The organism is Allocoprococcus comes, from assembly GCF_013300725.1.
Classification (GTDB): Bacteria; Bacillota; Clostridia; order Lachnospirales; family Lachnospiraceae; genus Allocoprococcus; species Allocoprococcus comes_A.
The window spans coordinates 1-25,024 of the sequence record NZ_JAAIMM010000012.1 but is presented as its reverse complement, the minus strand read 5'-3'; the positions used below and the strand labels follow the sequence as shown (position 1 = coordinate 25,024).

Here is a 25,024-nt window from a genome sequence, read left to right as displayed (position 1 = left end):
TGAGACTATGTCAAATGTAATCGTTAAAGAAAACGAAACGTTAGATAGTGCTTTACGCAGATTCAAAAGAAACTGTGCAAAAGCAGGAATTCAGCAGGAGATTCGCAAAAGAGAACATTACGAAAAACCAAGCGTTAGACGTAAAAAGAAATCTGAAGCTGCTAGAAAACGTAAATATAACTAATATGTGCAGAACAATAATGGAGGGTTTATGATTCATAAACCCTCCATTTTTACAGGAAAATTTTATGTGGTGGAATAAGATAATATTTGGAATTGATGGATATGAGGTTGTGATGTGGTTCCTGACCTACAGCATGATGGGATGGCTGGTGGAATCCATCTATATGTCATTTTGTAATCATAAGATTACGAACAGGGGCTTTGCAAAAGGTCCGTTTTGCCCGATTTACGGGTTTGGTGCGCTTACGGTATTTTTTATATTGCGTCCGTACAGTGATAACAGTATGCTGCTGTTTTTCCTTGGATCTTTCCTTGCGACGACACTGGAATTTCTGACGGCACTTGTGATGAAGCGCATTTTCGGTGAGATCTGGTGGGATTACCATGAGAAGCCGTTTAACTACAGAGGGATCATCTGTCTGGAAAGTTCGATCGCCTGGGGATTCTATACGTTGTTCCTTTTTATGTTCCTGCAGAATATTGTTGCAGCGTTTGTTGCCATGATACCGGTTCGTGCAGGGCGTGCAATTGGCAATCTGATCCTGATCGGATACATTATGGATTTCTCTGCGACGATTTACCGCCAGAAGAAAGAAAATCTTCAGGAAAGCACGGATGAGGAGCAGATACAGCAGATTGAACAAGCAAAAGACAAAATGAAAGATAATTTTTTAGCATAATTGTTGTTGACAAAACCATAGACTGTGGTCTATACTGTGTCTTGTAAACGACAAGGACGTCATGTACAGTTAGTACATGGCGTCTTTTTGTTTGGCGGAAAATTCCGAAGAAACTTCCTGCTAAACAAAAGGCACATTCTTTTACACATTTTTATTCGAAGTCCGGAACGAATAGCATGAAGTAGTATATGATCAAAAGAAGGAAAGCGAGGAGATTCTTATGAAACTCAAAGACACAGGACTTACAGCAGAAGAATTAAAGGACATTGTAAAAAAATATATGGTAGAAACCTATGCGAGATATGATTTTATCGCAGAACGTGCAGAAGGTATGTATCTCTATGATGAAAAAGGGGTAGCTTACCTCGACTTTTATGGTGGAGTTGCCGTAAATACACCAGGTAACAGAAATCCGAAGGTTGTCGCAGCAGTAAAAGACCAGCTTGATGATATCATGCATACATTCAACTATCCATACACAATTCCACAGGCACTTCTCGCAAAGAAGATCTGTGACACGATCGGAATGGATAAGATTTTCTTCCAGAACTCAGGAACAGAAGCCAATGAATGTATGATCAAGATGGCAAGAAAATACGGCGTTGAAAAATACGGTCCGGAACATTACCATATCGTAACAGCAATCAATGGCTTCCACGGAAGAACATACGGAGCACTTTCCGCAACAGGACAGCCGGATAACGCATGTCAGCTTGGATTCAAACCGATGCTTCCGGGATTCTCCTACGCAGAATATAACAACCTTGAAGATTTCAAGGCAAAAGTAACAGATAACACGATCGCGATCATGATCGAGCCGGTACAGGGCGAAGGCGGTGTACATCCGGCAACACAGGAATTCATCGAAGGACTTCGTAAGCTTTGTGATGAAAGAGGCATGCTTCTCCTTCTCGATGAAGTACAGACCGGATGGGGACGTACAGGATCTCCAATGGCATTTATGGGATATGGCGTAAAACCTGACTGTGTAACGATGGCAAAGGCAATGGGAGGCGGAATGCCGATCGGTGCATGCTGCGCAAGCGAAGAAGTAGCTGCAGTATTTACATCAGGAACACATGGTTCTACATACGGTGGACATCCACTTGCATGTGCCGCATCTCTTGCTTCTATTTCTGAAATCCTCGACAGAGATTTAAGTGGAAATGCAAAAGTAATGGGCGAATACATGAAAGAAAAGCTTGCAGAGCTTCCACATGTAAAAGAAGCAAGAGGAAAAGGACTTCTGGTAGGATGCGAATACGATATTCCGATCGCTCTTGAAGTAAAATGGGCATGCTTCAGAAGAAGACTTCTGATCACAGCGATCGGCGACAGCGTAAACCGTATGATCCCGCCACTGATCCTTGCAAAAGAACACGTAGATCAGGCAATCGAGATCATGAGAGATGCGATCAACGAAGCTGCTGCAAAATATGAGGCAGATCAGAAGACTGCATAGTATAGACATTCCTCCGACTTATTGATATAATTGTATAAAAAATAGAGTACCGGCACAGAAATCCCCCAGTTTCTGTGCCGGTTTTTGAGGTGAAAAATATGTTAGAAAGAATGCAGCTTTTTCCGCTGAATTTTTATAAAAAAGCGAAATTTAACGGAAGCATGGGAAAAATGAACTATCGCCTGGCGAAAGAGGAAAAAAAGACCGATGAGGAAAATTCAGAAACAATTCTTGTAGGAAGTATCTGGGAAGGACCGTTTATTTATGATAAAATCCCACAGGAAAAGATCACAAAGAGAGAATTCCCATTTGCAGAAGAAGGAATCTGTCAGGCAATGGACTGGTTCAATGAGGAAGGAGAAAAAATGAACCGGGAAGTATAAAGAAAGGTTCTATTTTCCTGTCAGGAGGCTTATTTATATAGTATCGATGGATGGAAAAAGGAGTCTTATGATGCGCAAATTTCTGGCAGGTCTGCTTGGCATGCTTCTGTGCGTGCAGACCGTATATGGAATTCCGGTCCGGGCGGCAGATGTTTTCGAGCCGGGAGAAAGACCGAAAGCTATGCAGGATGTGATTCGGCAGGAGGATCCGGAGCAGACGAACGGAGATAATTCGGGCAATCTGACCGGTCTGGAACTATCTGCTGAGTCCGCAGTTATTATGGAAGCTTCCGGCGGGCAGGTTCTCTTTGAAAAAAATGCGGATGAGAAAAAGCCACCGGCGAGTGTGACGAAGGTTATGACACTGCTCCTGATCTTTGATGCGCTGGCAGATGGAACGATCACGCCGGATACCGAGGTCACAACTTCTGAGTACGCCGCATCGATGGGCGGATCCCAGGTATTTCTGGAAGCGGGCGAGAAGCAGACTGTGGATACGATGATCAAGTGTATTGCTGTGGCAAGTGCCAATGATGCCTGCGTGGCGATGGCAGAAAAGATTGCCGGGAGTGAACCGGCTTTTGTGGAAAAGATGAATCAGAGATCGGCAGGGCTTGGAATGACGAATACCCATTTTGTCAACTGTAATGGACTGGACACGGAAGGGCATCTGACGACAGCGAGAGACATTGCACTGATGTCACGGGAACTGATCACGAAGTATCCACAGATCGAGAACTACTCAACAATCTGGATGGAAAATATTACCCACACTACGGCAAAGGGCAGCAGTGAATTCGGACTGAGTAATACCAATAAACTAATCCGGCAGTACGAATACGCAACTGGACTGAAGACCGGATCCACAAGCGGTGCGAAGTTCTGCTTGTCTGCGACGGCAAGAAAAGACGGGATCGATATGATTGCGGTTGTGATGGCAGAGCCGGATTCCAAGACACGGGTAAAGGATGCCATTGCCATGTTAAACTATGGCTTTGGAAAATGCAGTATTTACCAGGATGAAAGGGCACTGGAAAAAATTGTGTATGCCGAAGTGAAACATGGAATGCAGGAGAAGGCAAAGGGAGAGACGCCGGAGGGCTTCCGGTATGTGGATACCAGTGGATCAGATCTGTCTGCCGTGGAAAAAGAGGTACGGATGCAGAAGCAGACTGCCCCGGTAAAGAAAGGCGACCAGATCGGAGAAGTCATTTACCGGCTGAATGAGAAAACCATCGGAAGCGTTCCGGTTTATGCGACGGAAGATGTTGCGGAGTTGACATTTGGTGGCGCATTCCTTAAAATACTGGAAGAAATGATGGTATAACGAAAGAGGGAAGAGATGAAGGCAACAGGGATTATCGTATTGATACTGGTGATTTTTGCAGCAGCAGTTCTTGCAGAAGTATGGCGGGAGCTGCACTGCTTCAAGATTACAAGGTACCAGATCAGGACCAGTAAAATAAAGAGAGATGCCGGAAAAGTACGGATTGTTTTCTTAAGTGATCTGCATAATCATATCTATGGAAAAGAGAATGAGGAGCTGCTTTCGGCGATCAGGGAAGCAAAGCCGGATCTGATCCTGGCAGGCGGCGATATGCTGGTCGGGAAAGCCGGAAGAGACTGGACACCGGCAGCGGATTTGATGAAAAAACTTCCACAGATCGCACCGGTCTGGTGCTGTAATGGCAATCATGAGCAGAGAATGCATGAGCAGCCGGAGATTTACGGCAAAGAATATGGATATTATGAGAACGAACTGAAAAAGGCAGGGATCCATGTCCTGGTGAATGGATCAGAAGAGATCCGGGTAAACGGGATGAAGCTTCGCTTATATGGAATGGAGCTTCCATTTGGATGCTATAAAAAAGGATGGAAGGTGTGCCCGCTTACGACTGGCGAAATCAAAGAGAGAGCCGGCAGTGCGGAGAAAGACGCATACTGCATTCTGATGGCACATCATCCGCTTTACGCAGAAACCTACTGGAAGTGGGGAGCAGACCTGGTGCTGTCCGGACATTTACATGGCGGGATTGCCAGACTTCCACTGCTTGGTGGTGTGATCAGTCCGCAGTTCCGTCTGTTTCCACGCTACAGCGGGGACTGTTATGAAAAAGACGGGAAATATATTGTGGTCAGCAAAGGGCTCGGAACCCACACGATCAATTTCCGCTTCTGGAATCCGGCAGAGTTAGTCGTGCTTGATATCATCCCGGCTTTCCTGTATAATAAATAAGGTTAGCGACAATTTGACTGGAAAGGATATCTATGGGAAAAGGAATACCGGTAAAGCTGCAGGTTTTTGAGGGACCTCTGGATCTGCTCTTACATTTGATCGATAAAAATAAAATAGACATCTACGATATTCCGATCGTAGAGATCACCAACCAGTATATGGAATATATCCAGGCGATGGACAGAGAAGACCTGAATGTCATGAGTGAGTTCCTGGTCATGGCGGCGACACTTCTGGACATCAAATGCAAGATGCTTCTTCCAAAGGAAATCAATGAAGAGGGAGAGGAAGAAGATCCGCGTCAGGAACTGGTAGAGCAGCTTTTGCAGTACAAGATGTACAAATACATGTCTTATGAACTGCGTGACCGTCAGGTGGACGGGGAAAAATTGTTCTACAAGGGAGCGACCATTCCGGATGAAGTAAAGGAATACGAGGAACCGGTAGATCTGGATACGCTTCTTGACGGGCTGACACTGACGAAGCTGAATGATATTTTTCAGGATATCCTGAAAAGACAGGCAGATAAGACGGATCCGATCCGAAGTAAGTTCGGTAAGATCGAGAAAGAAGAGGTTACGCTTCCGGAGAAACTGGAATATGTTTATGAGTATGCAAAGGTACATCATAGATTCAGTTTCCGGGATCTCCTGAAAAAGCAGGCATCCAAGGTGCAGATCATTGTCACCTTCCTGGCGGTGCTGGAACTGATGAAGACAGGAGAGATACAGGTATATCAGGAACATACGTTTGATGATATCATTATTACATCGGACGAGGGACTGCGGCAAGGAGTATAGAAGAAAATGAGAACAAAACAGTTGGAGAGTATCATAGAGGCAATCCTGTTCACTATGGGAGATTCGGTCGAGGTGAGTAAGATCGCATCCGCGATCGAGCAGGACGTGCCGACGACGGAGAAACTTATCCATAATATGATGGACAAGTATCAGAAAGAGGAGCGTGGCATCCGGATCATTGAACTGGATCATGCATATCAGCTCTGTACCAAACCGGAAATGTATGAGTATCTGATCCGGATCGCAAAGCAGCCGAAAAAGTATGTCCTGACAGATGTCATGCTGGAGACACTTTCAATCATTGCTTACCGTCAGCCGATCACCAAGCTGGAGATTGAGAAGATCCGTGGGGTCAAATCGGATCATGCGGTAAACAAGCTGATCGAGTACAATCTGGTCTGCGAGCTTGGACGCCTTGATGCACCGGGACGTCCGCTGCTTTTTGGAACAACCGAAGAATTTCTGCGCAGATTCAGTGTGCAGTCCTTAGATGATCTCCCGGGCATTGAACCGGAGAAGCTGGAGACCTTCAAAGAAGAAGCGGAAGATGAGGCACAGATCCGGCTGAATATTTAAAATGGAATCCATAGTATAAACGTCCGTCCCTGTTCATAAAATGGAACAGAAAAGAGCAGGATGGAGACCGGGGCGCATGAAAAAGAAAGAAAAGAAGAGGAATGGAATACCGGCACAGACCAGAAGAGGGATTCTGGCAGCGTGCATGGTATTCTTTTTTAGTTTGCAGTTTTTTCAAGGAAAGATGCTATGGAGAGAATCCGCAGAAGAAAGTCGGGGTAAGGTTCTGTCTGGGGAAGTGCCTGCAGAAGAAAATGAACGGACACAGATAATGGAGACTACGCAGCAAAAGAATCCGGTCTCGGATGAGCAGGCTGCACAGGAAAAAGAAAACCGTGAACAGGAAAGGGAGCAGCTTCTTACCCGGCTCTATGCGCGCTCCGCTGCGCTGGTGGATGCGGACAGCGGCAGAGTTCTGCTCGGAAAAGAAGAGCATGTAATGCGCCCGATGGCAAGTACAACGAAGATCATGACCTGCATTCTTGCACTGGAAAAGGGAAATCCGAAGGACCTGGTGACAGCCTCTGCAAATGCGGTCGCACAGCCGAAGGTTCATCTGGGAATGCACGAAGGGGAGGCGTTTTATCTGGGGGATCTTCTATATTCCCTGATGCTGGAATCCCATAATGATTCTGCAGTGGCGATCGCGGAACACCTTGCAGGATCCGTTCCGCAATTTGCCAGGTGGATGAATGAAAAGGCAGAAGAGATTGGATGCACGGAGGCACATTTTGTTACGCCAAACGGACTGGATGGAGAGGACGCGGACGGTGTGCACAGCATTTCAGCCGCAGATCTGGCGAAAATCATGAGTTACTGTGTCCTGCATTCTCCCAAAGCCGCAGAATTTCTTGCGATCACGCAAACACCGTCATACAGCTTTTCTGATGCTGAAGGGAAGGGGAATTTTAGCTGCAATAACCACAATGCATTTCTTCAGATGATGGATGGGGCGATTTCCGGGAAAACAGGGTTTACCGGGGATGCCGGATACTGCTATGTGGGAGCTTTGCAGAATGAGGGGCGTACATTCGTGGTGGCACTGCTTGCCTGTGGCTGGCCAAACAACAAGAATTATAAATGGGCAGATACCAGAAAACTGATGGAGTACGGAATGGCGCATTATCGTTATGCTGAAGTGTGGAAAATACCGGAGCTTTCGAAAATACCCGTGGAAAACGGTGTTTCCCAAAATGGTTTGTTTGGAAAAGCAGCAGTGGAATTGGAAATCAAAGGAAAAGAAAGTCCGGGTAAGATTCTGGTAGGAGAAGATGACGTGGCAGAAGAAAAGGCAGAAGTACCGGAAAAACTGGATGCGCCGGTGAAAAGCGGAACACCGGTCGGACAGATCACGTATCTCTTAAACGGGGAGAAATGGGGGAGCTGCCAGGCAGTTGTAAAAGAAACAGTCAGACGGAGAACATTTACCTGGATAGCCATGAAAATGTGTGAAATGTTTTACCAATTTAATTTTTAAAACACGAGAAGAATAAAATAGATCAAGGAAATTGCTTAAATTCATCAATAGACTTTCACGATAAGATATGTTAGGATAAGTTAGACAACAAAATAAGACAAGAAAGTTGACGGATATTTGTGAAAAGTCAGGAATACGGCGAATTGTGTGATTTTTATGAAAAATTCCTTGTTTTTTCATATGAACAGAAGAAAAAGCAGATGCCGCCCTTTCCCGTTAAATAAAAGGAGAGAAACAAAATGGAAAACTGTAAAAAATACGAGAGACAATATTTCATGCCTCCGAAATTTGAATATGACTGGGTGAAAAAAGATTATGTAGACGCACCGCCAATCTGGTGCAGCGTTGACCTGCGTGATGGAAACCAGGCACTGATCGAGCCGATGAGTCTGGATGAAAAGCTGGAATTCTTTCAGTTATTAGTCGATGTGGGATTCAAAGAGATCGAAGTCGGATTTCCGGCAGCATCTGAGACAGAATACCAGTTCATGCGTACCCTGATCGAGAAAGACATGATCCCGGATGACGTGACTGTCCAGGTACTGACACAGGCAAGAGAGCACATCATCAAACGTACCTTCGAAGCCGTACAGGGAGCACCACATGCTGTGATCCACGTGTACAACTCAACCTCTGTTGCACAGAGAGAACAGGTTTTCAAAAAAGATAAAGAACAGGTAAAACAGATCGCCATCGACGGAGCAAAACTGTTGAAACAGCTTGCTGATCAGACAGAAGGAAACTTTACTTTCGAGTACAGCCCGGAAAGCTTTTCAGGAACAGAGGTGGACTATGCAGTGGATGTCTGCAATGCAGTACTGGATGTATGGCAGCCGACAAAAGATAAAAAAGTCATCATCAACATTCCGACAACCGTAGAAAACGCAATGCCGCATGTATTTGCAGGGCAGGTAGAATATGTAGACAAGAACCTGAAATACCGTGACGGGGTTGTACTCAGCCTTCACCCGCACAATGACCGTGGATGTGGTGTGGCAACTGCTGAGATGGGTATTCTTGCAGGCGCAGACCGTATCGAAGGAACCTTATTCGGAAATGGAGAACGTACCGGTAACGTGGATATCGTTACATTGGCACTCAATATGTTCTCGCAGGGTGTAGATCCGGGACTGGATTTCACTGACATTCCAAAGATCCGTGAGATCTACGAACGTCTGACCAGAATGCATGTCTATGAAAGACAGCCATATGCAGGAGATCTGGTATTTACCGCATTCTCCGGTTCCCATCAGGATGCCATCGCAAAAGGTATGGCATGGCGTGAAGCAGAAGAAAGAGATCACTGGACCGTACCGTATCTGCCGATCGATCCGAAGGACATCGGAAGAACTTACGATAAAGATGTTATCCGTATCAACAGCCAGTCAGGAAAAGGCGGTGTAAGCTACATTCTGAAGCAGAACTTCGGAATCAGCGTTCCGAAAGAAATGCGTGAAGAAGTCGGCTACATGGTAAAAGATGTATCCGATAAAGCACACAAAGAGCTGACTCCGGACTGGGTATACCACATTTTTGAAGATCACTATGTAAATTACAGAGGAATCTTCTCTATCGATGAATGCCACTTCAAACAGGAAGATGGTATTATGGCAGACGCAACCATTTCCCATGCAAATGGAAAACGTGTGGTAACAGCAGGCGGTAACGGACGTCTTGACGCAGTCAGCAATGCGATCAAACAGTACTTTGGTATCAGCTATGAACTGAGCTTCTACGAAGAACATTCCCTGACACGTGGTTCTTCTTCCAAAGCATGTGCTTATGTAGGTGTCATCTGCAATGGAAAGACCTACTGGGGAGTCGGAATTGATGCCGATATCATCAAAGCTTCTATTGAGGCATTGACAGTTGCCGTCAACAAGATCGATGAACTGAAGAATGCGAATGAATGTAAAGATGAAAGAATGGTAGAGATCATGAACTATATCCAGGCAAATTATCTGGATGTATCTCTGGATGATCTTGCAGAGAAATTCTTCCTGTCCAAACCATACCTTTCCAAATATATCAAAGAAAAATCCGGAATGACTTTCGGGGATATTGTCAAAAAAGTCAGAATGAAAAAGGCACGTGCCCTGTTAAAGAGCAGCAGCATGACCGTTGAAAACATTGCACTGACCGTTGGATATCAGAATGTAGAACACTTCAACAGACTCTTCAAGAAGGCGTACAATATCACACCGGTACAGTTCCGCAACCAGAAATAAATAATACAGAAAAACGACGAAAAAAGGGCGCAAAAACGGGTAAAAAGACGTTTTTTGCGTTCTTTTTTTATCAATGTTTATGAATATGAACAAAAATTCATATTTATAGGCAAAAATATTGACAAAGTAAACAAAAAAAAGTAAGATACTTGTATGTTCATAATAAAAAACAAAGGTTAAAAATTATGAAAAAAGGAGGAGTGAAGACATCTGAGGATGGGGAAACAATTAACGATTGTTTTTTGTTGAATGAATAGAATACAAAAGGTTATTTTGGAGGGAAAAATAATGAACGAACATGATGAGGCGTTAAGAAAACAAACCGCCTTTTTAGGACAGCCAAAGGGAGTGGGAACCCTGAGCTTTATGCAGCTTTGTAACTCTTTCGCAAACTATGCGATGAGTGCGGTATTGATTTACTACTTATACGCAAATGCACCGGAGGGACTTGGATTCAGCAAGGCAAATGCCGCACAGCTGATCTCTTTATATTCAACAGTTGTCGTACTGACAGGTATTGTCGGAAGCTTTGTCTGCGACCGTATCTTAGGATGCCGGAAGTCTTTATTTGTAGCAAGATCACTTTCGTTTATTGGATATGTATGCCTTGCATTACCACTTGGCGTTCCTGGCTATGGAATCGCTATGGGATGTCTGGCAATCGGACCGATGTTCGGTGGTAGATGTCTGGATGCTCTTCTTGGAAAATTCTATGATGAATCAGACGGAAGACGTGACAGTGCTTATACGATTTCTTACGTAATTTCCAACATTGGTGCAGCAGCTCCGGTACTTTCCGGTGCAATCGCAGCAGCACTTGGATACCATGCAGCATTCGCAGCATGTGCAGTCCTTGCTTTCTTAGGTATCGTTGTATATGCAGTTACATACAAACCGTTCTTCGGTAACATCGGTATTGAACCGGATGATCCGCTTCCGGATGATAAGAAACGTTCTTTCATCACAAAGATGATCGTTGTACTTGTTATCTGCGCAGTTGTTCTTGCAACACTTTTTGCAACAGGAACATTAACAATTTCTGTATTCTCAAATGTAATCAGTACTGTATCGATCATTATCCCGATCGCATACCTGGTAGTTATTTACAGAAGTAAAAAGACAGAGCCATATGAGAAGAAAAAAATCCTCTGCCTGGTTCCGCCGTTCATCTGTAACGCAGTTACCCTGCTGATCTGGACACAGACAATTTCAATTCTCGCAATCTTCTATGAAGAAAAGGTTAACCGTGTACTGTTCGGAATCGAAGTGCCTGCAGCATCTATGCAGACAATCCCGGCAGTGTTCGCAGTTATCATCGGAAGTATCCTGACAGCAGTATGGACAAAACTTGGAAAGAAACAGCCATACGGAACCACAAAGATGGGTATCGGAACTATCTTCTGGGGACTTGGAGCTTTGATCATTGCACTCCTCTATGTAATCTATCCTGGAGATGCAAAAGTCAGCGCATGGTGGATCGTATTATTCTACGCAATCCTGATGCTTGGTGAAGGATTTACCTGCCCGATCGGTTACTCGATCACGGCTGTTGCAGCACCGAAGGCATTCATGACACAGATGATGACAATCTGGTCAATGTCACAGTCTACAGGAGCTGCTCTTAACACGCTGCTCACAAACTTCTACAAAGAAGGAAGCGAAATTCCGTTCTTCGTAGCAATCGGTTTGGGTGTATGTGCAGTTGGTGCGGTTGTAGCAATCTTCAGTAAAAAACTTGCAGTCGGAATGGGACTGGACAAGAACGCAGAAGCATAAAAGATCAGAAAATAAGTTTATGTTTCAGGAGGATGAAAAATAAATGTCAGAGAATTGTAATTATGCACCGGTCGAAAAAGTCATTCTGATCGATGACAGAAGAATTGAGATTTATTGGGGCGAACAGATGCGCCGTGCTGATAATGAAAACGATTATCTGGTAAAATACAAAGGGGAAGTACAGGAACTGGTACACTGGACCAGTGATATGACATGGGATTATGGTACGGTATACCAGAAAGAATCCATGCGTACCACACTTTCCCTGGTTCATCCGGTTGATCCGGAATGTGCAGGAGAGGTTACTGTACAGATTGTCGGGAAGCTGACTGATGTAAAAGACAGACCGGTAGACAATGAAAAGGTTTACCAGACCGTGTATCAGCCATATTATGTAGTCCGCAAAAAAGGAACCTCCGGCATTGTAGTAAAAGCCGGAGAAAAAACAACACCGGCCGTAGTGGATAAAGCACTTGCAATTATTGATATGATGCTTGAAAAGATCCCGGAAGTAGCAGAAGAGCTTGTCCGCAGAGGCGCAGAGGTATCTGTGTTCGGACTGCTTGAGAATGCTTATGATGTCCCGGAACACAGAATGGGATATCTGCTTGCAACCCGCCATGTGGCAGGTTACGGCGGCGAGATGACGAATCCGGCATCCTCTATTTCAGAGGCAAATGTGATCCGTCTCAGAACCGGAAGATATGCAACCAGTTATCCAAATGAGATGATTCTTGTCCATGAATTCGGACATGCGATCCATCTGGTTGGAATGAATGGTCTGAAAGACCAGACGCTTGCAGACATGATCCGGAAAGCATATCAGCATGCCAGCGACAATGGTTTGTGGCCGGACACTTATGCGATCAGCAATTACGAAGAGTATTTTGCAACTTTAAGTACCGTCTGGTTCAATGTCATGCAGGAAGGTGTTGACGGACGATGGGATGGTATCCCCGGACCGGTCAACACAAGAGAGGAACTGAAGGTCTATGATCCGGAAGGATATGAGCTGATGAAGCACATTTATCCGGAGAAGACACTTCCGGAACCTTGGCATTATAATGTAAATATCTATGATATTGATGGAAAACCATACAAATCATATGATGAAAATATGAAATTCAACTGGGATTTTATTTAGTAGGAGATGGAACAATGAATACACGCATTCAGACAATTGTAGATGCTGCAAAGAAAAACGGTCATGACGGAATTGTGATCAGCAAAGGCAGCGACATCAAGTATCTGACCGGCTTTACCGGAGAATATGGAGTTGCAGTCCTGCTTCTGACAGAACAGAAAAATTATTTTGTGACAGACGGTCGGTTTGAATTCCAGGCCGCACAGGAAACAGAAGGATTTGAAGTTGTTGTCTATGGTGAAGGACTGAATTACTTCAGCCAGACCGGTAAATTGGCGGCAGAAGCAGGAGTAAAACAGTGTACAATCTGTGGAGCAGATCTTACGTTTGACGATTATCAGGATCTGGTAAGCCAGGCTCCTGATACCAAATTCGTTTCCGAAGGCTCTTATGTAGAACCTTTACGTGCGATCAAGACACCGGAAGAAATCGAGACGATCGAACAGGCATGCCGGATTTCAGAGAGATCTTTCTATGCACTGCTTGATGTGATCAAACCGGGCGTTACAGAGATCGATATTGCAAATGAACTGGAATATCAGTTCAGAAGCCGTGGCGGTTCAGGATTCTGCTTCGAGACGATCGTAGCATCTGGTCCGGATAACGGAGCAAACTGTCATGCGACGGCATCCGACAGAAAAATCCAGCTTGGTGATTTTGTGACGATTGATTTCGGAACTTATTATCACGGATACTGCTCGGACATTACCCGTACTGTTGCAGTAGGAAAAGCCAAGAATCCGGAGCTTTACAAGATGTTTGACGTAGTCAGAAAAGCAAAGGATGCCGGACAGAACAGCCTGAAACCGGGAATGGTTATGGGCGAGCTCAGAGATATCATCGTGAATGTAGTGGAAGATGCAGGCTATCATATTCCACATGGTCCGGGACACAACTTCGGACTGGATATTCATGAACAGCCGTATATCTGCACCGGCAGTAAAGTGGTCCTTCAGCCGGGAATGGTTCATACGATCGAACCTGGAATTTACATTCCGGGAATCGGTGGTGTCCGTCAGGAAGATGATTTCCTGATCACAGAAGATGGATACCGCAGAATTACAAATATTACAGATGCGCTGATCACACTGTAATAAAAATGTTGTCATCCTAAAAAAGTATAAAGAATAGAGGAAATCCTTATCTGGTGATTTGCCGGATAAGGATTTTCTTTTTTTAAATCTGCGCTGTAATCTTTGGACGCAGACCTGGGAGTCGCAAGATTTTAATATTGATTGTCAAACGATGTTGTGAATAAAATGAAAAGTGCAAGTGTATCTGTATAAAGTTTTGGACGTAAAACGGATTAAAAATTGCAAAATATTTAATAGATTCTGTGGAAAACGGTTGCGCCGGCTTGAAAAAACAAGTATAATACACTTCAAGACGGTTGCGCTTTAAAATGTTAAAGAATGAATGCAACGGGAGAGAGGCAGCATGAAAGGGCTGCGTGTATTTGAAAAATAAAGGAATTAAAGAGGGATCAAGGGATGATTATCAGTACGAAATATCTGATTACAGGAGATGGAAAGACCGTTCTTACGGATAAGGCGGTCTATGTCGGAGAGGACGGCAAGATCGGAAAAATTGCACCGAAAGAAGAGTTGCTGAAAGAATTTCCACAGGAGGAAGTTAAGGAGTATGGTGATGCGACACTTCTTCCGGGACTTATGGATATGCATGCGCATCTTGCATACGGCTATTCCCAGCCGGATAGCTTTAATTATGGATCACAGCTGATCATGTTATATGCGCTGCAGCATGCGCAGGCTGCATTTGAAAGAGGAATCACCACGGTGCGGGATATGTCTTCTGCACATGGTGTATGCAAGAATCTGAAACTGGCAGAAAAGAAGGGATTTATCGTGATCCCGAGAATCGTGCATACAGACACCGGAATCTGCATGACAGGCGGACATGCCTGGGAAGAGGTAGAGGAAATGGACGGTCCGTGGGCAATCCGTAAAGAGATCCGTAAGCAGGTGCGTGACGGTGCGGAATGGGTGAAGATCCTGACCACCAACCGGGAATCGTATCCGGAGTTTACCCAGGAAGAACTGGATGCGGCGGTGGATGAGTGCCACAGAAGAGGAATCAAGTGTGGTGTGCATGCCGGGACCAATCCGGGGATTCAGATGTGCATTGATGCCGGATTTGACACGATCGAACATGGAACCTTTATGACGCTGGATCATGCAAAGCAGATGGCAGAAAAAGGTATTGCCTGGACACCGACAATCATGGCATATACTTATCTCTATAAACTGTGCAAGGAAAATATCGAGAAGAATGGCGATGCACCGGTCAGCGATCCGGTCATGCAAAAAGAGATGGCAAATTATGAATTCTTTGAACCGGCATACAAAGCGTACCGGGATCATTTTAAAGAATTTTATGATACGGGTGTGACGGTTCTTGCCGGCACCGATATGGTGATGTATCATTCTCCGCTCCTGCCGCTTCCGAGAGAACTGCAATATATGGTGGAATACGGAATTACGCCGGTGCAGGCAGTACAGGTGGCAACCTCCAACCCGGCAAAGGTACTGGGTGTGGAAAAAGAACGCGGACTTGTTGCGGAAGGACTGGATGCAGATCTTCTGGTAGTTGGCGGTGACTTAAGCCGGGATATCACCAGATTAAAAGATGTAAAATTTGTTACACTTGGCGGAAAGAGAGTCTTTGAAGACGGCATCCGTTATGTTGGAACAGGGAATATGTTTATGTAAGAAAAGGCTTCTGCGTTGCAGAGGCTTTTTTACACGTGAAAATTACTTGTCGAAAATTTAACAAAATAAGAGAAAACTTATCAAAAACAGTTGCGTATTGCATAAAAAGCAAGTATAATATACACGGCAGAAAATTTGATTTAATTATTAAATTTATAAAAATGGAGGGCTAGATTTATGAGCAACACAACATCATCAAACCCGGCGAGCTTAAGAATTGCCAATTTGCTCGATGAGGGAAGCTTTGTTGAAATCGGTGGACAGGTAACTGCAAGAGCAACAGATTTCAACATGCAGGAGAAAAAAGCTCCGACAGATGGCGTCATCACAGGTTACGGTGTGATCGATGGAAACCTGGTATATGTATACAGCCAGGACGCATCTGTACTGAACGGAACCATCGGCGAGATGCACGCAAAGAAGATTGCGAACATTTATGATATGGCAATGAAGATGGGCGCACCGGTGATCGGTCTGATCGACTGCGCAGGACTTCGTCTTCAGGAAGCAACTGACGCACTGAACGCATTCGGAAGCTTCTATTACAAACAGGCTATGGCTTCTGGCGTAATTCCACAGATCACAGCAGTATTCGGCAATTGCGGTGGTGGACTGGCAGCGGCAGCAGCACTTTCTGATTTTACATTCATGGCAGAGAACGGAAAATTATTCGTAAACTCTCCGAACACCATTCCGGGCAACACCGCGGACAAATGCGATACAGCAAGCGCAAAATTCCAGAGCGAAGAATCCGGAATCGTTGACGGCGTAGGAAGCGAAGAAGAAATTCTTGACGAGATCCGCTCACTCGTAGCAATTCTTCCGGCTAACAATGAAGACAACGATGCATACGATGAATGCACAGACGATCTGAACAGAGTATGTGCAGATCTTGAGAACGCAGCAGAAGATGCAGCACTTGCTCTTTCTATGATCTCTGACAATGGTGTGTTCATTGAGACAAAGAAAGCATATGCAAAAGATATGGTAACAGGCTTCATCCGTCTGAACGGAATGACAGTAGGCGCTGTTGCCAACCGCTCAAAAGTATATGATGAAGAAGGAAACACAGCAGAAGAATTCGATGGCACACTCTCAGCAATGGGATGCAAGAAAGCAACCGCTTTCGTTAAATTCTGTGATGCATTCGGAATTCCTGTACTGACACTTACAAATGTAAAAGGACTTAAGGCATCTGCATGCTCAGAAAAGAACCTTGCAAGAGAGATGGCAGCTCTCACTTATGCATTTGCAGACGCAACTGTACCGAAAGTCAACGTGATCACAGGCAAAGCATTCGGAAGTGCATATGTGACCATGAACAGCAAAGCAATCGGTGCAGACATGGTATACGCATGGCCGGAAGCTGAGATCGGAATGATGGCAGCAGATATGGCAGCTAAGATCATGTACACAGATGCAGATGCAGACACATTAAAAGCAAAGACAGAAGAATACAAAGCACTTCAGTCAAGCCCGCTCTCAGCAGCAGGAAGAGGATATGTAGATACCATCATCGAACCGGCAGATACAAGAAAATATGTGATCGGTGCATTTGAGATGTTATTTACAAAAAGGGAAGAAAGACCATCCAAAAAACACGGAACAATTTAGCGAGGTGAAGCGAAGTGAAGAAAAAGATTAGTTTAGTAGTCGCAGTTCTGGTACTTGTGCTCGGCCTTGCAGGCTGCGGAAATGCAAAGACCGTCAGCTACGATAAAGATACACTGAGCCAGTCCTGTGATTCTGTTTTTGATATCATTCAGAGCGGATCCATCTCAAGTGACCAGATCACAGAGATGTCTGACTGGAACCAGGGATATCTGATGGCACAGTTTGAAAGCCAGACCGGTGTAATGATGGAAGCAGATGATTTTGCAACTGCACTGGAAGGATGGAAAGCATCCCTGGAAGAATGCGGCGATTATGAAAGTCATAAAGACTATGAATTCAAAGCAACTTCTACAGGAGTTACAGTAACTGCACCGGCTACATTTTCTGACAGAAGTGCAGATCTGGAATTCGTATTCGATGAAGATATGACTCTGGAATCATTTACAGTCAATGCTCATTATGGTATGAGCGAAATCCTTGAAAAAGCGGGACTTAACACATTACTTGGTATGGGAACTGTATTCGTAATGCTTATTTTCATGAGCTTCATCATTTCCCTGATCAAATACGTTCCTGCATTACTTAACGGTACATCCAAGAAGAAAAAAGAAGAAGCTCCGAAAGCAGCACCGGCTCCGGCAGTGGCAGCAGCTGTAGAAGAAGCAGAAGAAATGGATGATACCGAACTTGTTGCAGTTATCGCAGCAGCGATCGCGGCAGCAGAAGGAACTACTACAGACGGATTTGTAGTACGTTCTATCAAGAGAAGAAAATCAAACAAATGGAATGCATAGTGCGAATAGAATCAGGAGGATTTAAAGATGAAAAACTATACAATCACAGTTAACGGCAACGTATATGATGTTACAGTAGAAGAAAACGGAAACGGAGCAGCTGCAGCACCTGCAGCAGCACCAAAGGCAGCTCCGAAAGCAGCACCAAAGGCAGCTCCGAAAGCAGCAGCCGGAGCAGGAAGCATCAAAGTAGAAGCTGGTGCAGCCGGAAAAGTATTTAAGATCGAAGCAAGCGTAGGACAGAAAGTATCCCGCGGTGATGCAGTTCTTATCGTAGAAGCAATGAAGATGGAAATTCCTGTTGTAGCTCCGGAAGACGGAACAGTTGCAAGTATCGATGTAGCAGTAGGTGATGCAGTAGAAGCAGGACAGACACTGGCTACATTGAACTAAGGAGCAACATCCTTTTGAAAAACAGGAGGTTATAACATGGAATATATCACTAACACACTGGGAAACCTCGTGCAGCAGACTGCGTTCCTCAACCTGACTTGGGGTAACTACATCATGATCGCAGTTGCATGTTTTTTCCTTTATCTTGCAATCAAGCATGGGTTTGAACCGCTTCTGCTTGTACCGATTGCATTTGGTATGCTCCTGGTAAATATTTACCCGGATATCATGCTTCATGCAGAAGATTCGGCAAACGGAACGGGCGGACTTTTGTATTACTTCTTCCAGCTGGATGAGTGGTCTATTCTCCCGTCACTTATTTTCATGGGTGTCGGTGCGATGACTGACTTCGGACCGCTGATCGCCAACCCGATGAGCTTCCTCCTCGGTGCGGCAGCACAGTTTGGTATTTTCGCAGCTTATCTTGGTGCGATGGCTCTTGGTTTCTCTGATAAAGCAGCAGCTGCTATTTCCATCATCGGTGGAGCAGACGGACCGACATCCATCTTCCTTGCAGGTAAGCTCCAGCAGACGGCTCTGATGGGACCGATCGCCGTGGCGGCGTACTCGTACATGTCACTGGTTCCGATCATCCAGCCGCCGATCATGAAGCTTCTCACAACAGAGAAGGAAAGAAAGATCAAAATGGGACAGCTTCGTCCGGTTACACAGCTTGAGAAGATCCTGTTCCCGATCATCGTAACAATCGTTGTATGTATGATCCTTCCGACAACAGCTCCGCTGGTTGGTATGCTGATGCTTGGTAACCTGTTCAAGGAATCCGGTGTTGTAAGACAGCTGACAGAGACTGCATCCAACGCAATGATGTACATCGTAGTTATCCTGCTTGGAACATCTGTAGGTGCAACAACAAGTGCGGAAGCATTCCTGAATGTCAGCACACTGAAGATCGTAGTACTTGGTCTTATCGCATTTGCATTCGGTACTGCAGCAGGTGTCCTGTTCGGAAAACTTATGTGCGTCGCTACGCATGGCAAAGTTAACCCGCTGATCGGTTCAGCCGGAGTATCTGCCGTACCTATGGCAGCCCGTGTATCCCAGAAAGTAGGAGCGGAAGCAGATCCGACCAACTTCCTTCTGATGCATGCAATGGGACCGAACGTAGCCGGAGTTATCGGAACAGCCGTAGCAGCCGGAACATTTATGGCAATTTTCGGAGTTATGTAGCAACAGGAAGCGATTTGCTTGCTTGCAAGGGCAAATCGCGGTTGCTATCGAAATGTCAGACTGTGCCATCAGGCACAGAAGGAAACCGTCAGGTTCCCTTAGCGCTGCGAGCAGCGCGTATCTGACAGTGAGATAACAATCCTGGAGCGTAATAAACCTTATAATAATTGGAGGAAGATATAATGGCAGCAATTGAAAAGAAACCGATTAAGATTACGGAAACAGTTCTGCGTGATGCGCATCAGTCCCTGATCGCAACAAGACTTACCACAGAACAGATGCTTCCGATCGTAGATAAAATGGACAAAGTCGGATACCATTCCGTAGAATGCTGGGGCGGAGCTACATTTGATGCATCCCTTCGTTTCCTGCATGAAGATCCATGGTCAAGACTTCGTAAATTCCGTGACGGATTCAAGAACACCAAACTTCAGATGCTCTTCCGTGGACAGAACATCCTTGGATACCGTCCATATGCAGATGACGTAGTAGAATACTTCGTTAAGAAATCTGTTGCAAATGGAATCGATATCATTCGTATTTTTGACTGTCTGAATGACCTTAGAAACCTTCAGACAGCAGTAAAAGCAGCTAACGCTGAGAAAGCAGAAGCACAGATCGCACTTTCTTATACACTTGGAGATGCTTATACCTTAGATTACTGGGTAGACATCGCCAAGAGAATCGAAGATATGGGTGCAAACTCTATCTGTATCAAAGATATGGCAGGACTTCTTCTTCCGTACAAGGCAACAGAACTTGTCGGAGCATTGAAAGAAGCTGTTGATATCCCGATCCAGCTGCATACACATTACACATCAGGTGTTGCTTCAATGACATACTTAAAAGCAGTTGAAGCCGGTGTAGACGTGATCGATACTGCTATTTCACCGTTCGCACTTGGAACTTCCCAGCCAGCAACAGAAGTTATGGTTGAGACTTTCAAAGGAACACCTTATGATACAGGATTTGACCAGAGTCTTCTGGCTGAGATCGCTGATTACTTCCGTCCGATCCGTGACGAAGCACTTGACAGCGGACTTCTCAATCCGAAGAACCTTGGTGTTAACATCAAGACTCTTCTGTACCAGGTACCGGGCGGAATGCTTTCCAACCTTACTTCTCAGCTCAAAGAGCAGGGAGCAGAAGACAAGTTCTACGACGTACTTGAAGAAGTACCGAGAGTTCGTAAAGACCTTGGTGAACCACCGCTGGTTACTCCGTCATCACAGATCGTTGGTACACAGGCAGTATTCAATGTCCTGATGGGCGAACGCTACAAGATGGCAACAAAAGAGACAAAAGACATCCTGAGCGGAAAATACGGTGCAACTGTTAAACCGTTCAACCCGGATGTTGTTAAGAAAGTACTTGGAGACAATCCGGAAGTTATCACATGCCGTCCGGCAGATCTGATCCCGGATGAACTTGCTACTCTTGAAAAAGAGATGGAACAGTACAAAGAGCAGGATGAAGACGTACTCAGCTACGCACTCTTCCCGCAGGTAGCTACAGACTTCTTCAAATACCGCGAGGCACAGGAGAAGAAAGTAGATGCTACAATTGCAAAAGACGGAAGTTATCCGGTATAATAGCGACGAACTGACGAAAGCTGTTACAGACAGTATTTTGTGAGCAAAACGTAACTTCAGGAGCCATAAAATTCGAGTTGAATTTTATGGCTCTTTTGCTTATAATAAAAAGGGTTGTGACCTTATTTATAATAGAAGTAAATGATTTTATAAAAAGGCACGTTTCTTATTTGGAGGCAAATTGTGAGCACAAAAAATGAGTTACTGATAAGAATTGATGAGAGATATCCGAAGTTCAGCAAAGGACAGAAGCGGCTTGCGGATTACATCAAAGAAAATTATGATAAAGCAGCCTTCCTGACGGCTGCAAAGATGGGAGAGGCAGTTGGTGTCAGCGAATCAACGGTTGTCCGTTTCGCGACACAGCTTGGATACAAAGGCTATCCGGAATTCCAGAAAGCACTGGGAGAGCTGGTTCGTACCAAGCTGAATTCCATCCAGCGTATGGAAGTGACCTACGGACGGATCGACCGGAGTGAGATTCTGGCGACGGTTCTGCAGTCTGATATCGAGAAGATCAAGCAGACACTGGAATCCGTGGACAATCATGCATTTGAGCTGGCAGTGGATACGATCCTTGCGGCAAAAAAGGTTTATGTAATTGGAATCCGAAGCTGTGCACCGCTGGCGAAATTCCTGACTTTCTATCTGAATCTGATCTGTGAGGATGTGGTAGAGGTCGATACCAACAGTTCCAGCGAGATTTTTGAGCAGCTGATCCGGATCGGGGAAGAAGATGTGATCATCGGGATCAGTTTTCCGCGGTATTCCATGCGTACTTTAAAAGCGCTGGAATTTGCCAGCAACCGGAAAGCAAAGGTAATCACCCTGACCGACAGCGTGAATTCTCCGATGAATCTCTATTCCTCCTGCAACCTGATCGCCAAGAGTGATATGGCATCCATCGTAGATTCCCTGGTTGCACCGCTCAGTGTGATCAATGCACTGGTGGTTGCACTCTGTATGAAGAAGCAGGATGATGTCATCGAGACGCTGGAGACACTGGAGGACATCTGGGACGAATATCAGGTTTATTCCAGAGATGAGCTGGAGCCTGTAGAAGATGAGGTAAGGATCAAATGAGTAAAGTACTGATCGTAGGGGGCGGAGCTGCCGGTATGTTCGCATCCATATTTGCGGCGAAAAATGGCAATGAAGTCCACGTATTTGAGAAAAATGAAAAACTTGGGAAGAAGCTTTTTATCACAGGAAAAGGCAGATGCAACGTCACCAATGCCTGTGATGTAGAAGAGCTTTTCCAGAATATGATATCCAATGAGAAATTCATGTACAGCAGTTTTTATGGATTTACCAATCAGGATGTGATGGATTTCTTTGAAAATGCAGGTCTGCGTCTGAAGACTGAGCGTGGCAACCGTGTATTTCCACAGTCGGATCATTCTTCGGATGTGATCCGCACACTGGAGATGGAAATGAAGCGAAACGGTGTGCACATCCATCTTTATTCCAATGTGGACAAGGTTGTGGCAGAGGATGGAAGATTCTCCCACCTTGTGATGGCAGACGGAAGCAGAGAAGATGGGGATGCCTGTATTATCGCAACCGGTGGTGTCAGCTATCAGACAACAGGTTCAACCGGTGATGGCTACCGTTTCGCAGAAGCGATGGGACACAAGATCACCGAGCCTGCACCGTCACTGGTTCCGATGAATGTCAGAGAAGAGTATATTCCGGCACTGATGGGGCTTTCCCTCAGGAATGTCCAGGCAACGGTCTATGATGGGAAGAAAGAGCTGTACAGTGATTTCGGAGAAATGTTATTCACCCACTTTGGAGTCAGCGGGCCACTGATCATCAGTGCGAGTGCCTATGTAGGTAAAATCCTGCAGAAAAAGCATGAGTTAAAGCTGGTGATCGATCTGAAACCGGCACTTTCCGAAGAACAGCTGGATGCAAGAGTGCTGCGGGAATTTGATGCGAACCATAACAAACAGTTTAAAAATGCAGTCACCGGACTTTTCCCGGCAAAATTACTTCCGGTCATGATCCACTTAAGCGGCATTGATCCGGAGAAGAAGGTCAATGTGATCACAAAAGAAGAGCGGATGAATTTTGTCCATCTGATCAAGCATTTTACTGTGACACTGACCGGGCTTCGGGATTTCAAAGAGGCAATTATTACACGGGGTGGTGTAAAAGTCAAAGAAGTCAATCCATCTACGATGGAATCAAAGCTGGTACAGGGACTGTATTTTGCAGGGGAAGTGCTGGATCTGGATGCACTGACCGGTGGATTCAACCTGCAGATCGCGTGGTCGACTGCATTTGCGGCAGGAAGTAATATCTGGTAGTTTTAGGGATATAGAAATCGCATAACAATCCAGAGATGGCATAAACAGGAAATGATCCGGATGGAAGTCGAGAAAAGCTGAGGACGAGAATATCAGCGGAAAGCCGGAAAAAGAAACCGGTCAGATCTGGACAGGAACAGCAAAATGTGAGTGAAACAGGGAGGATACAAAATGGGATATAATATCGCAATTGACGGACCGGCAGGTGCCGGAAAGAGCACGATCGCAAAACTGGTTGCAAAGGAACTGGGATTCATCTATGTAGATACCGGGGCAATGTACCGCGGACTTGCCGTACATTTTCTGAAAAAAGGGATCGTACCGGGAGAAGTAGAGAAGATCGAGGCAGCATGCGAGGATGCAAAGGTAGAGCTTGGTTATGAAAATGGTGTACAGCAGGTTTATTTAAATGGAGAGAACATCACCGGAGAGCTTCGAGAGGAAGCTGTTGGAAATATGGCATCTGTAAGCTCGGCAGTACCGACAGTACGAGCAAAGCTTCTGGATCTGCAGAGAAATCTTGCAAAAGAAAAGGATGTCGTTATGGACGGAAGAGATATCGGAACCAATGTACTTCCGCATGCGGATGTAAAGGTGTATCTGACTGCAAGCGTAGAATGCCGTGCAATGCGCCGTTTCAAAGAACTGGAAGGAAAAGGAGAAGCCTGTGATTTTGGAAAGATCAAGCAGGATATCCAGGAAAGAGACGAGCGCGATATGACAAGAGAGATCGCACCGCTCAAACAGGCAGACGATGCAGTACTGATCGATAGCTCTGAGATGGGAATTGAGGATGTAGTGAAAGCAATCATTGCATTGAAAAAGTAGAAAATCTGTCAGAAATCAGATTGCAGCAGAAAAAAAGGTGATTATTGTATGGGAAGGGTAAAAAGCTATAATTGAAAATGCAATAATCGATAAATAATTAAAAAGTCATTAGTTTTAAGAAAAAAAGTATACAAAACTAATGACTTTTTTGTGCGAAAAGTTGAAAAAATGTCAAAAAAGAGAATTATACAGGGGGATTGCTTTACCTTTTGTGCGAAATATGTTATAAATGTTAGAGGAGACAAATTACGAAAGTAATGTTTAAGAGGGTTGGGTTTAATTATGTACAGAAAGAAAACTTCCAGTTGGTTAAAACACTGGGATTTTATTTTGTTAGATTTAATATTGTTGGAAGTATCTTATTTACTTGCCCAGTGGCTACGCCATGGATCTGCATATTACAGAGAAGCACCGCTTTATCGGAATGTATTTTTTGCGATTGCGGCGATTGATCTGGTTGTTGGTCTGACGATGGGAAGCTACAGAGGAATCTTGAGGAGAGGATACTGGTTGGAGGCTAAGGCAGTCGCAAAGCACGCGATCATCGTGACAGTGTGTGTGATTGTCTATTTGTGGATAATCAAAGTTCTTGAGGGTTTGCCGAACTAATTGAGGGTCAGTCGTGAGGG

The 25,024-nt window shown here is 45.0% G+C and carries 23 protein-coding genes; all 23 read left to right on the top strand.

What is annotated here, in order from left to right; genetic code table 11:
• The first annotated feature begins 7 nt into the window (after positions 1–7).
• The 23 genes from rpsU (at position 8) to G4407_RS07935 (ending at position 25,004) form a co-directional block, all read left to right on the top strand.
• Positions 8–184 carry a 30S ribosomal protein S21 gene (rpsU, locus tag G4407_RS08045; RefSeq protein WP_004054229.1) on the top strand — a complete coding sequence of 59 codons (177 nt, stop codon included), beginning with the start codon at positions 8–10 and terminating at the stop codon, positions 182–184.
• A gap of 64 nt (positions 185–248) precedes the next feature.
• Positions 249–863 (top strand): putative ABC transporter permease, encoded by a 615-nt coding sequence (locus G4407_RS08040; RefSeq protein ID WP_173688448.1) that lies wholly within the window; start codon positions 249–251, stop codon positions 861–863.
• A gap of 220 nt (positions 864–1,083) precedes the next feature.
• A complete protein-coding gene (locus G4407_RS08035; RefSeq protein WP_173688447.1) occupies positions 1,084–2,325 on the top strand; it encodes an aspartate aminotransferase family protein in 1,242 nt (413 codons plus the stop codon).
• Between the two features lie 98 nt (positions 2,326–2,423).
• Positions 2,424–2,708 (top strand): hypothetical protein, encoded by a 285-nt coding sequence (locus G4407_RS08030; RefSeq protein ID WP_022219906.1) that lies wholly within the window; start codon positions 2,424–2,426, stop codon positions 2,706–2,708.
• Between the two features lie 70 nt (positions 2,709–2,778).
• On the top strand, positions 2,779–4,035 hold the full coding sequence (locus G4407_RS08025; RefSeq protein ID WP_173688504.1) for a D-alanyl-D-alanine carboxypeptidase family protein: 1,257 nt from the start codon (positions 2,779–2,781) through the stop codon (positions 4,033–4,035).
• Positions 4,036–4,050: 15 nt separating this feature from the next.
• Positions 4,051–4,944 carry a metallophosphoesterase gene (locus tag G4407_RS08020; RefSeq protein ID WP_173688446.1) on the top strand — a complete coding sequence of 298 codons (894 nt, stop codon included), beginning with the start codon at positions 4,051–4,053 and terminating at the stop codon, positions 4,942–4,944.
• A 32-nt stretch (positions 4,945–4,976) separates the two neighbouring features.
• The gene (locus tag G4407_RS08015) at positions 4,977–5,744 is read left to right on the top strand and encodes a segregation and condensation protein A (RefSeq protein WP_173688445.1); all 768 of its coding nucleotides are present in this window, start codon (positions 4,977–4,979) and stop codon (positions 5,742–5,744) included.
• 6 nt (positions 5,745–5,750) lie between these two features.
• Positions 5,751–6,320 carry an SMC-Scp complex subunit ScpB gene (gene scpB, locus G4407_RS08010; protein WP_173688444.1) on the top strand — a complete coding sequence of 190 codons (570 nt, stop codon included), beginning with the start codon at positions 5,751–5,753 and terminating at the stop codon, positions 6,318–6,320.
• A 76-nt stretch (positions 6,321–6,396) separates the two neighbouring features.
• Complete coding sequence (locus G4407_RS08005) at positions 6,397–7,797, top strand: D-alanyl-D-alanine carboxypeptidase family protein (protein ID WP_243868800.1); 1,401 nt, start codon at positions 6,397–6,399, stop codon at positions 7,795–7,797.
• Between the two features lie 239 nt (positions 7,798–8,036).
• Positions 8,037–10,025: a 2-isopropylmalate synthase gene (locus G4407_RS08000; RefSeq protein ID WP_173688443.1), complete on the top strand. Its 1,989-nt coding sequence runs from the start codon at positions 8,037–8,039 to the stop codon at positions 10,023–10,025.
• A gap of 288 nt (positions 10,026–10,313) precedes the next feature.
• The gene (locus tag G4407_RS07995; protein ID WP_173688442.1) at positions 10,314–11,801 is read left to right on the top strand and encodes a peptide MFS transporter; all 1,488 of its coding nucleotides are present in this window, start codon (positions 10,314–10,316) and stop codon (positions 11,799–11,801) included.
• A gap of 43 nt (positions 11,802–11,844) precedes the next feature.
• Positions 11,845–12,945 (top strand): hypothetical protein, encoded by a 1,101-nt coding sequence (locus G4407_RS07990; RefSeq protein WP_173688441.1) that lies wholly within the window; start codon positions 11,845–11,847, stop codon positions 12,943–12,945.
• Between the two features lie 14 nt (positions 12,946–12,959).
• Positions 12,960–14,039, top strand: coding sequence for a M24 family metallopeptidase (locus G4407_RS07985; protein ID WP_173688440.1), 1,080 nt, complete (start codon positions 12,960–12,962; stop codon positions 14,037–14,039).
• 396 nt (positions 14,040–14,435) lie between these two features.
• Positions 14,436–15,674 (top strand): amidohydrolase family protein, encoded by a 1,239-nt coding sequence (locus G4407_RS07980; RefSeq protein ID WP_173688439.1) that lies wholly within the window; start codon positions 14,436–14,438, stop codon positions 15,672–15,674.
• Between the two features lie 177 nt (positions 15,675–15,851).
• Positions 15,852–17,288: an acyl-CoA carboxylase subunit beta gene (locus G4407_RS07975; protein ID WP_173688438.1), complete on the top strand. Its 1,437-nt coding sequence runs from the start codon at positions 15,852–15,854 to the stop codon at positions 17,286–17,288.
• A gap of 14 nt (positions 17,289–17,302) precedes the next feature.
• Positions 17,303–18,082, top strand: coding sequence for an OadG family transporter subunit (locus tag G4407_RS07970; RefSeq protein WP_173688437.1), 780 nt, complete (start codon positions 17,303–17,305; stop codon positions 18,080–18,082).
• Positions 18,083–18,109: 27 nt separating this feature from the next.
• Positions 18,110–18,475 carry a biotin/lipoyl-containing protein gene (locus tag G4407_RS07965; protein WP_173688436.1) on the top strand — a complete coding sequence of 122 codons (366 nt, stop codon included), beginning with the start codon at positions 18,110–18,112 and terminating at the stop codon, positions 18,473–18,475.
• Between the two features lie 36 nt (positions 18,476–18,511).
• The gene (locus tag G4407_RS07960; RefSeq protein WP_173688435.1) at positions 18,512–19,663 is read left to right on the top strand and encodes a sodium ion-translocating decarboxylase subunit beta; all 1,152 of its coding nucleotides are present in this window, start codon (positions 18,512–18,514) and stop codon (positions 19,661–19,663) included.
• A 182-nt stretch (positions 19,664–19,845) separates the two neighbouring features.
• Positions 19,846–21,255, top strand: coding sequence for an oxaloacetate decarboxylase subunit alpha (locus G4407_RS07955; RefSeq protein WP_022219914.1), 1,410 nt, complete (start codon positions 19,846–19,848; stop codon positions 21,253–21,255).
• Between the two features lie 183 nt (positions 21,256–21,438).
• Positions 21,439–22,338: a MurR/RpiR family transcriptional regulator gene (locus G4407_RS07950; protein ID WP_008369203.1), complete on the top strand. Its 900-nt coding sequence runs from the start codon at positions 21,439–21,441 to the stop codon at positions 22,336–22,338.
• Entirely contained in the window at positions 22,335–23,567 is a 1,233-nt protein-coding gene (locus G4407_RS07945) for a BaiN/RdsA family NAD(P)/FAD-dependent oxidoreductase (RefSeq protein WP_173688434.1), read from the top strand. Before G4407_RS07950 ends, G4407_RS07945 begins: the two co-directional genes overlap by 4 nt.
• Before the next feature lie 171 nt (positions 23,568–23,738).
• Positions 23,739–24,395 (top strand): (d)CMP kinase, encoded by a 657-nt coding sequence (gene cmk, locus G4407_RS07940; protein WP_173688433.1) that lies wholly within the window; start codon positions 23,739–23,741, stop codon positions 24,393–24,395.
• Positions 24,396–24,677: 282 nt separating this feature from the next.
• Positions 24,678–25,004 (top strand): hypothetical protein, encoded by a 327-nt coding sequence (locus G4407_RS07935; protein ID WP_173688432.1) that lies wholly within the window; start codon positions 24,678–24,680, stop codon positions 25,002–25,004.
• Positions 25,005–25,024: the final 20 nt, after the last annotated feature.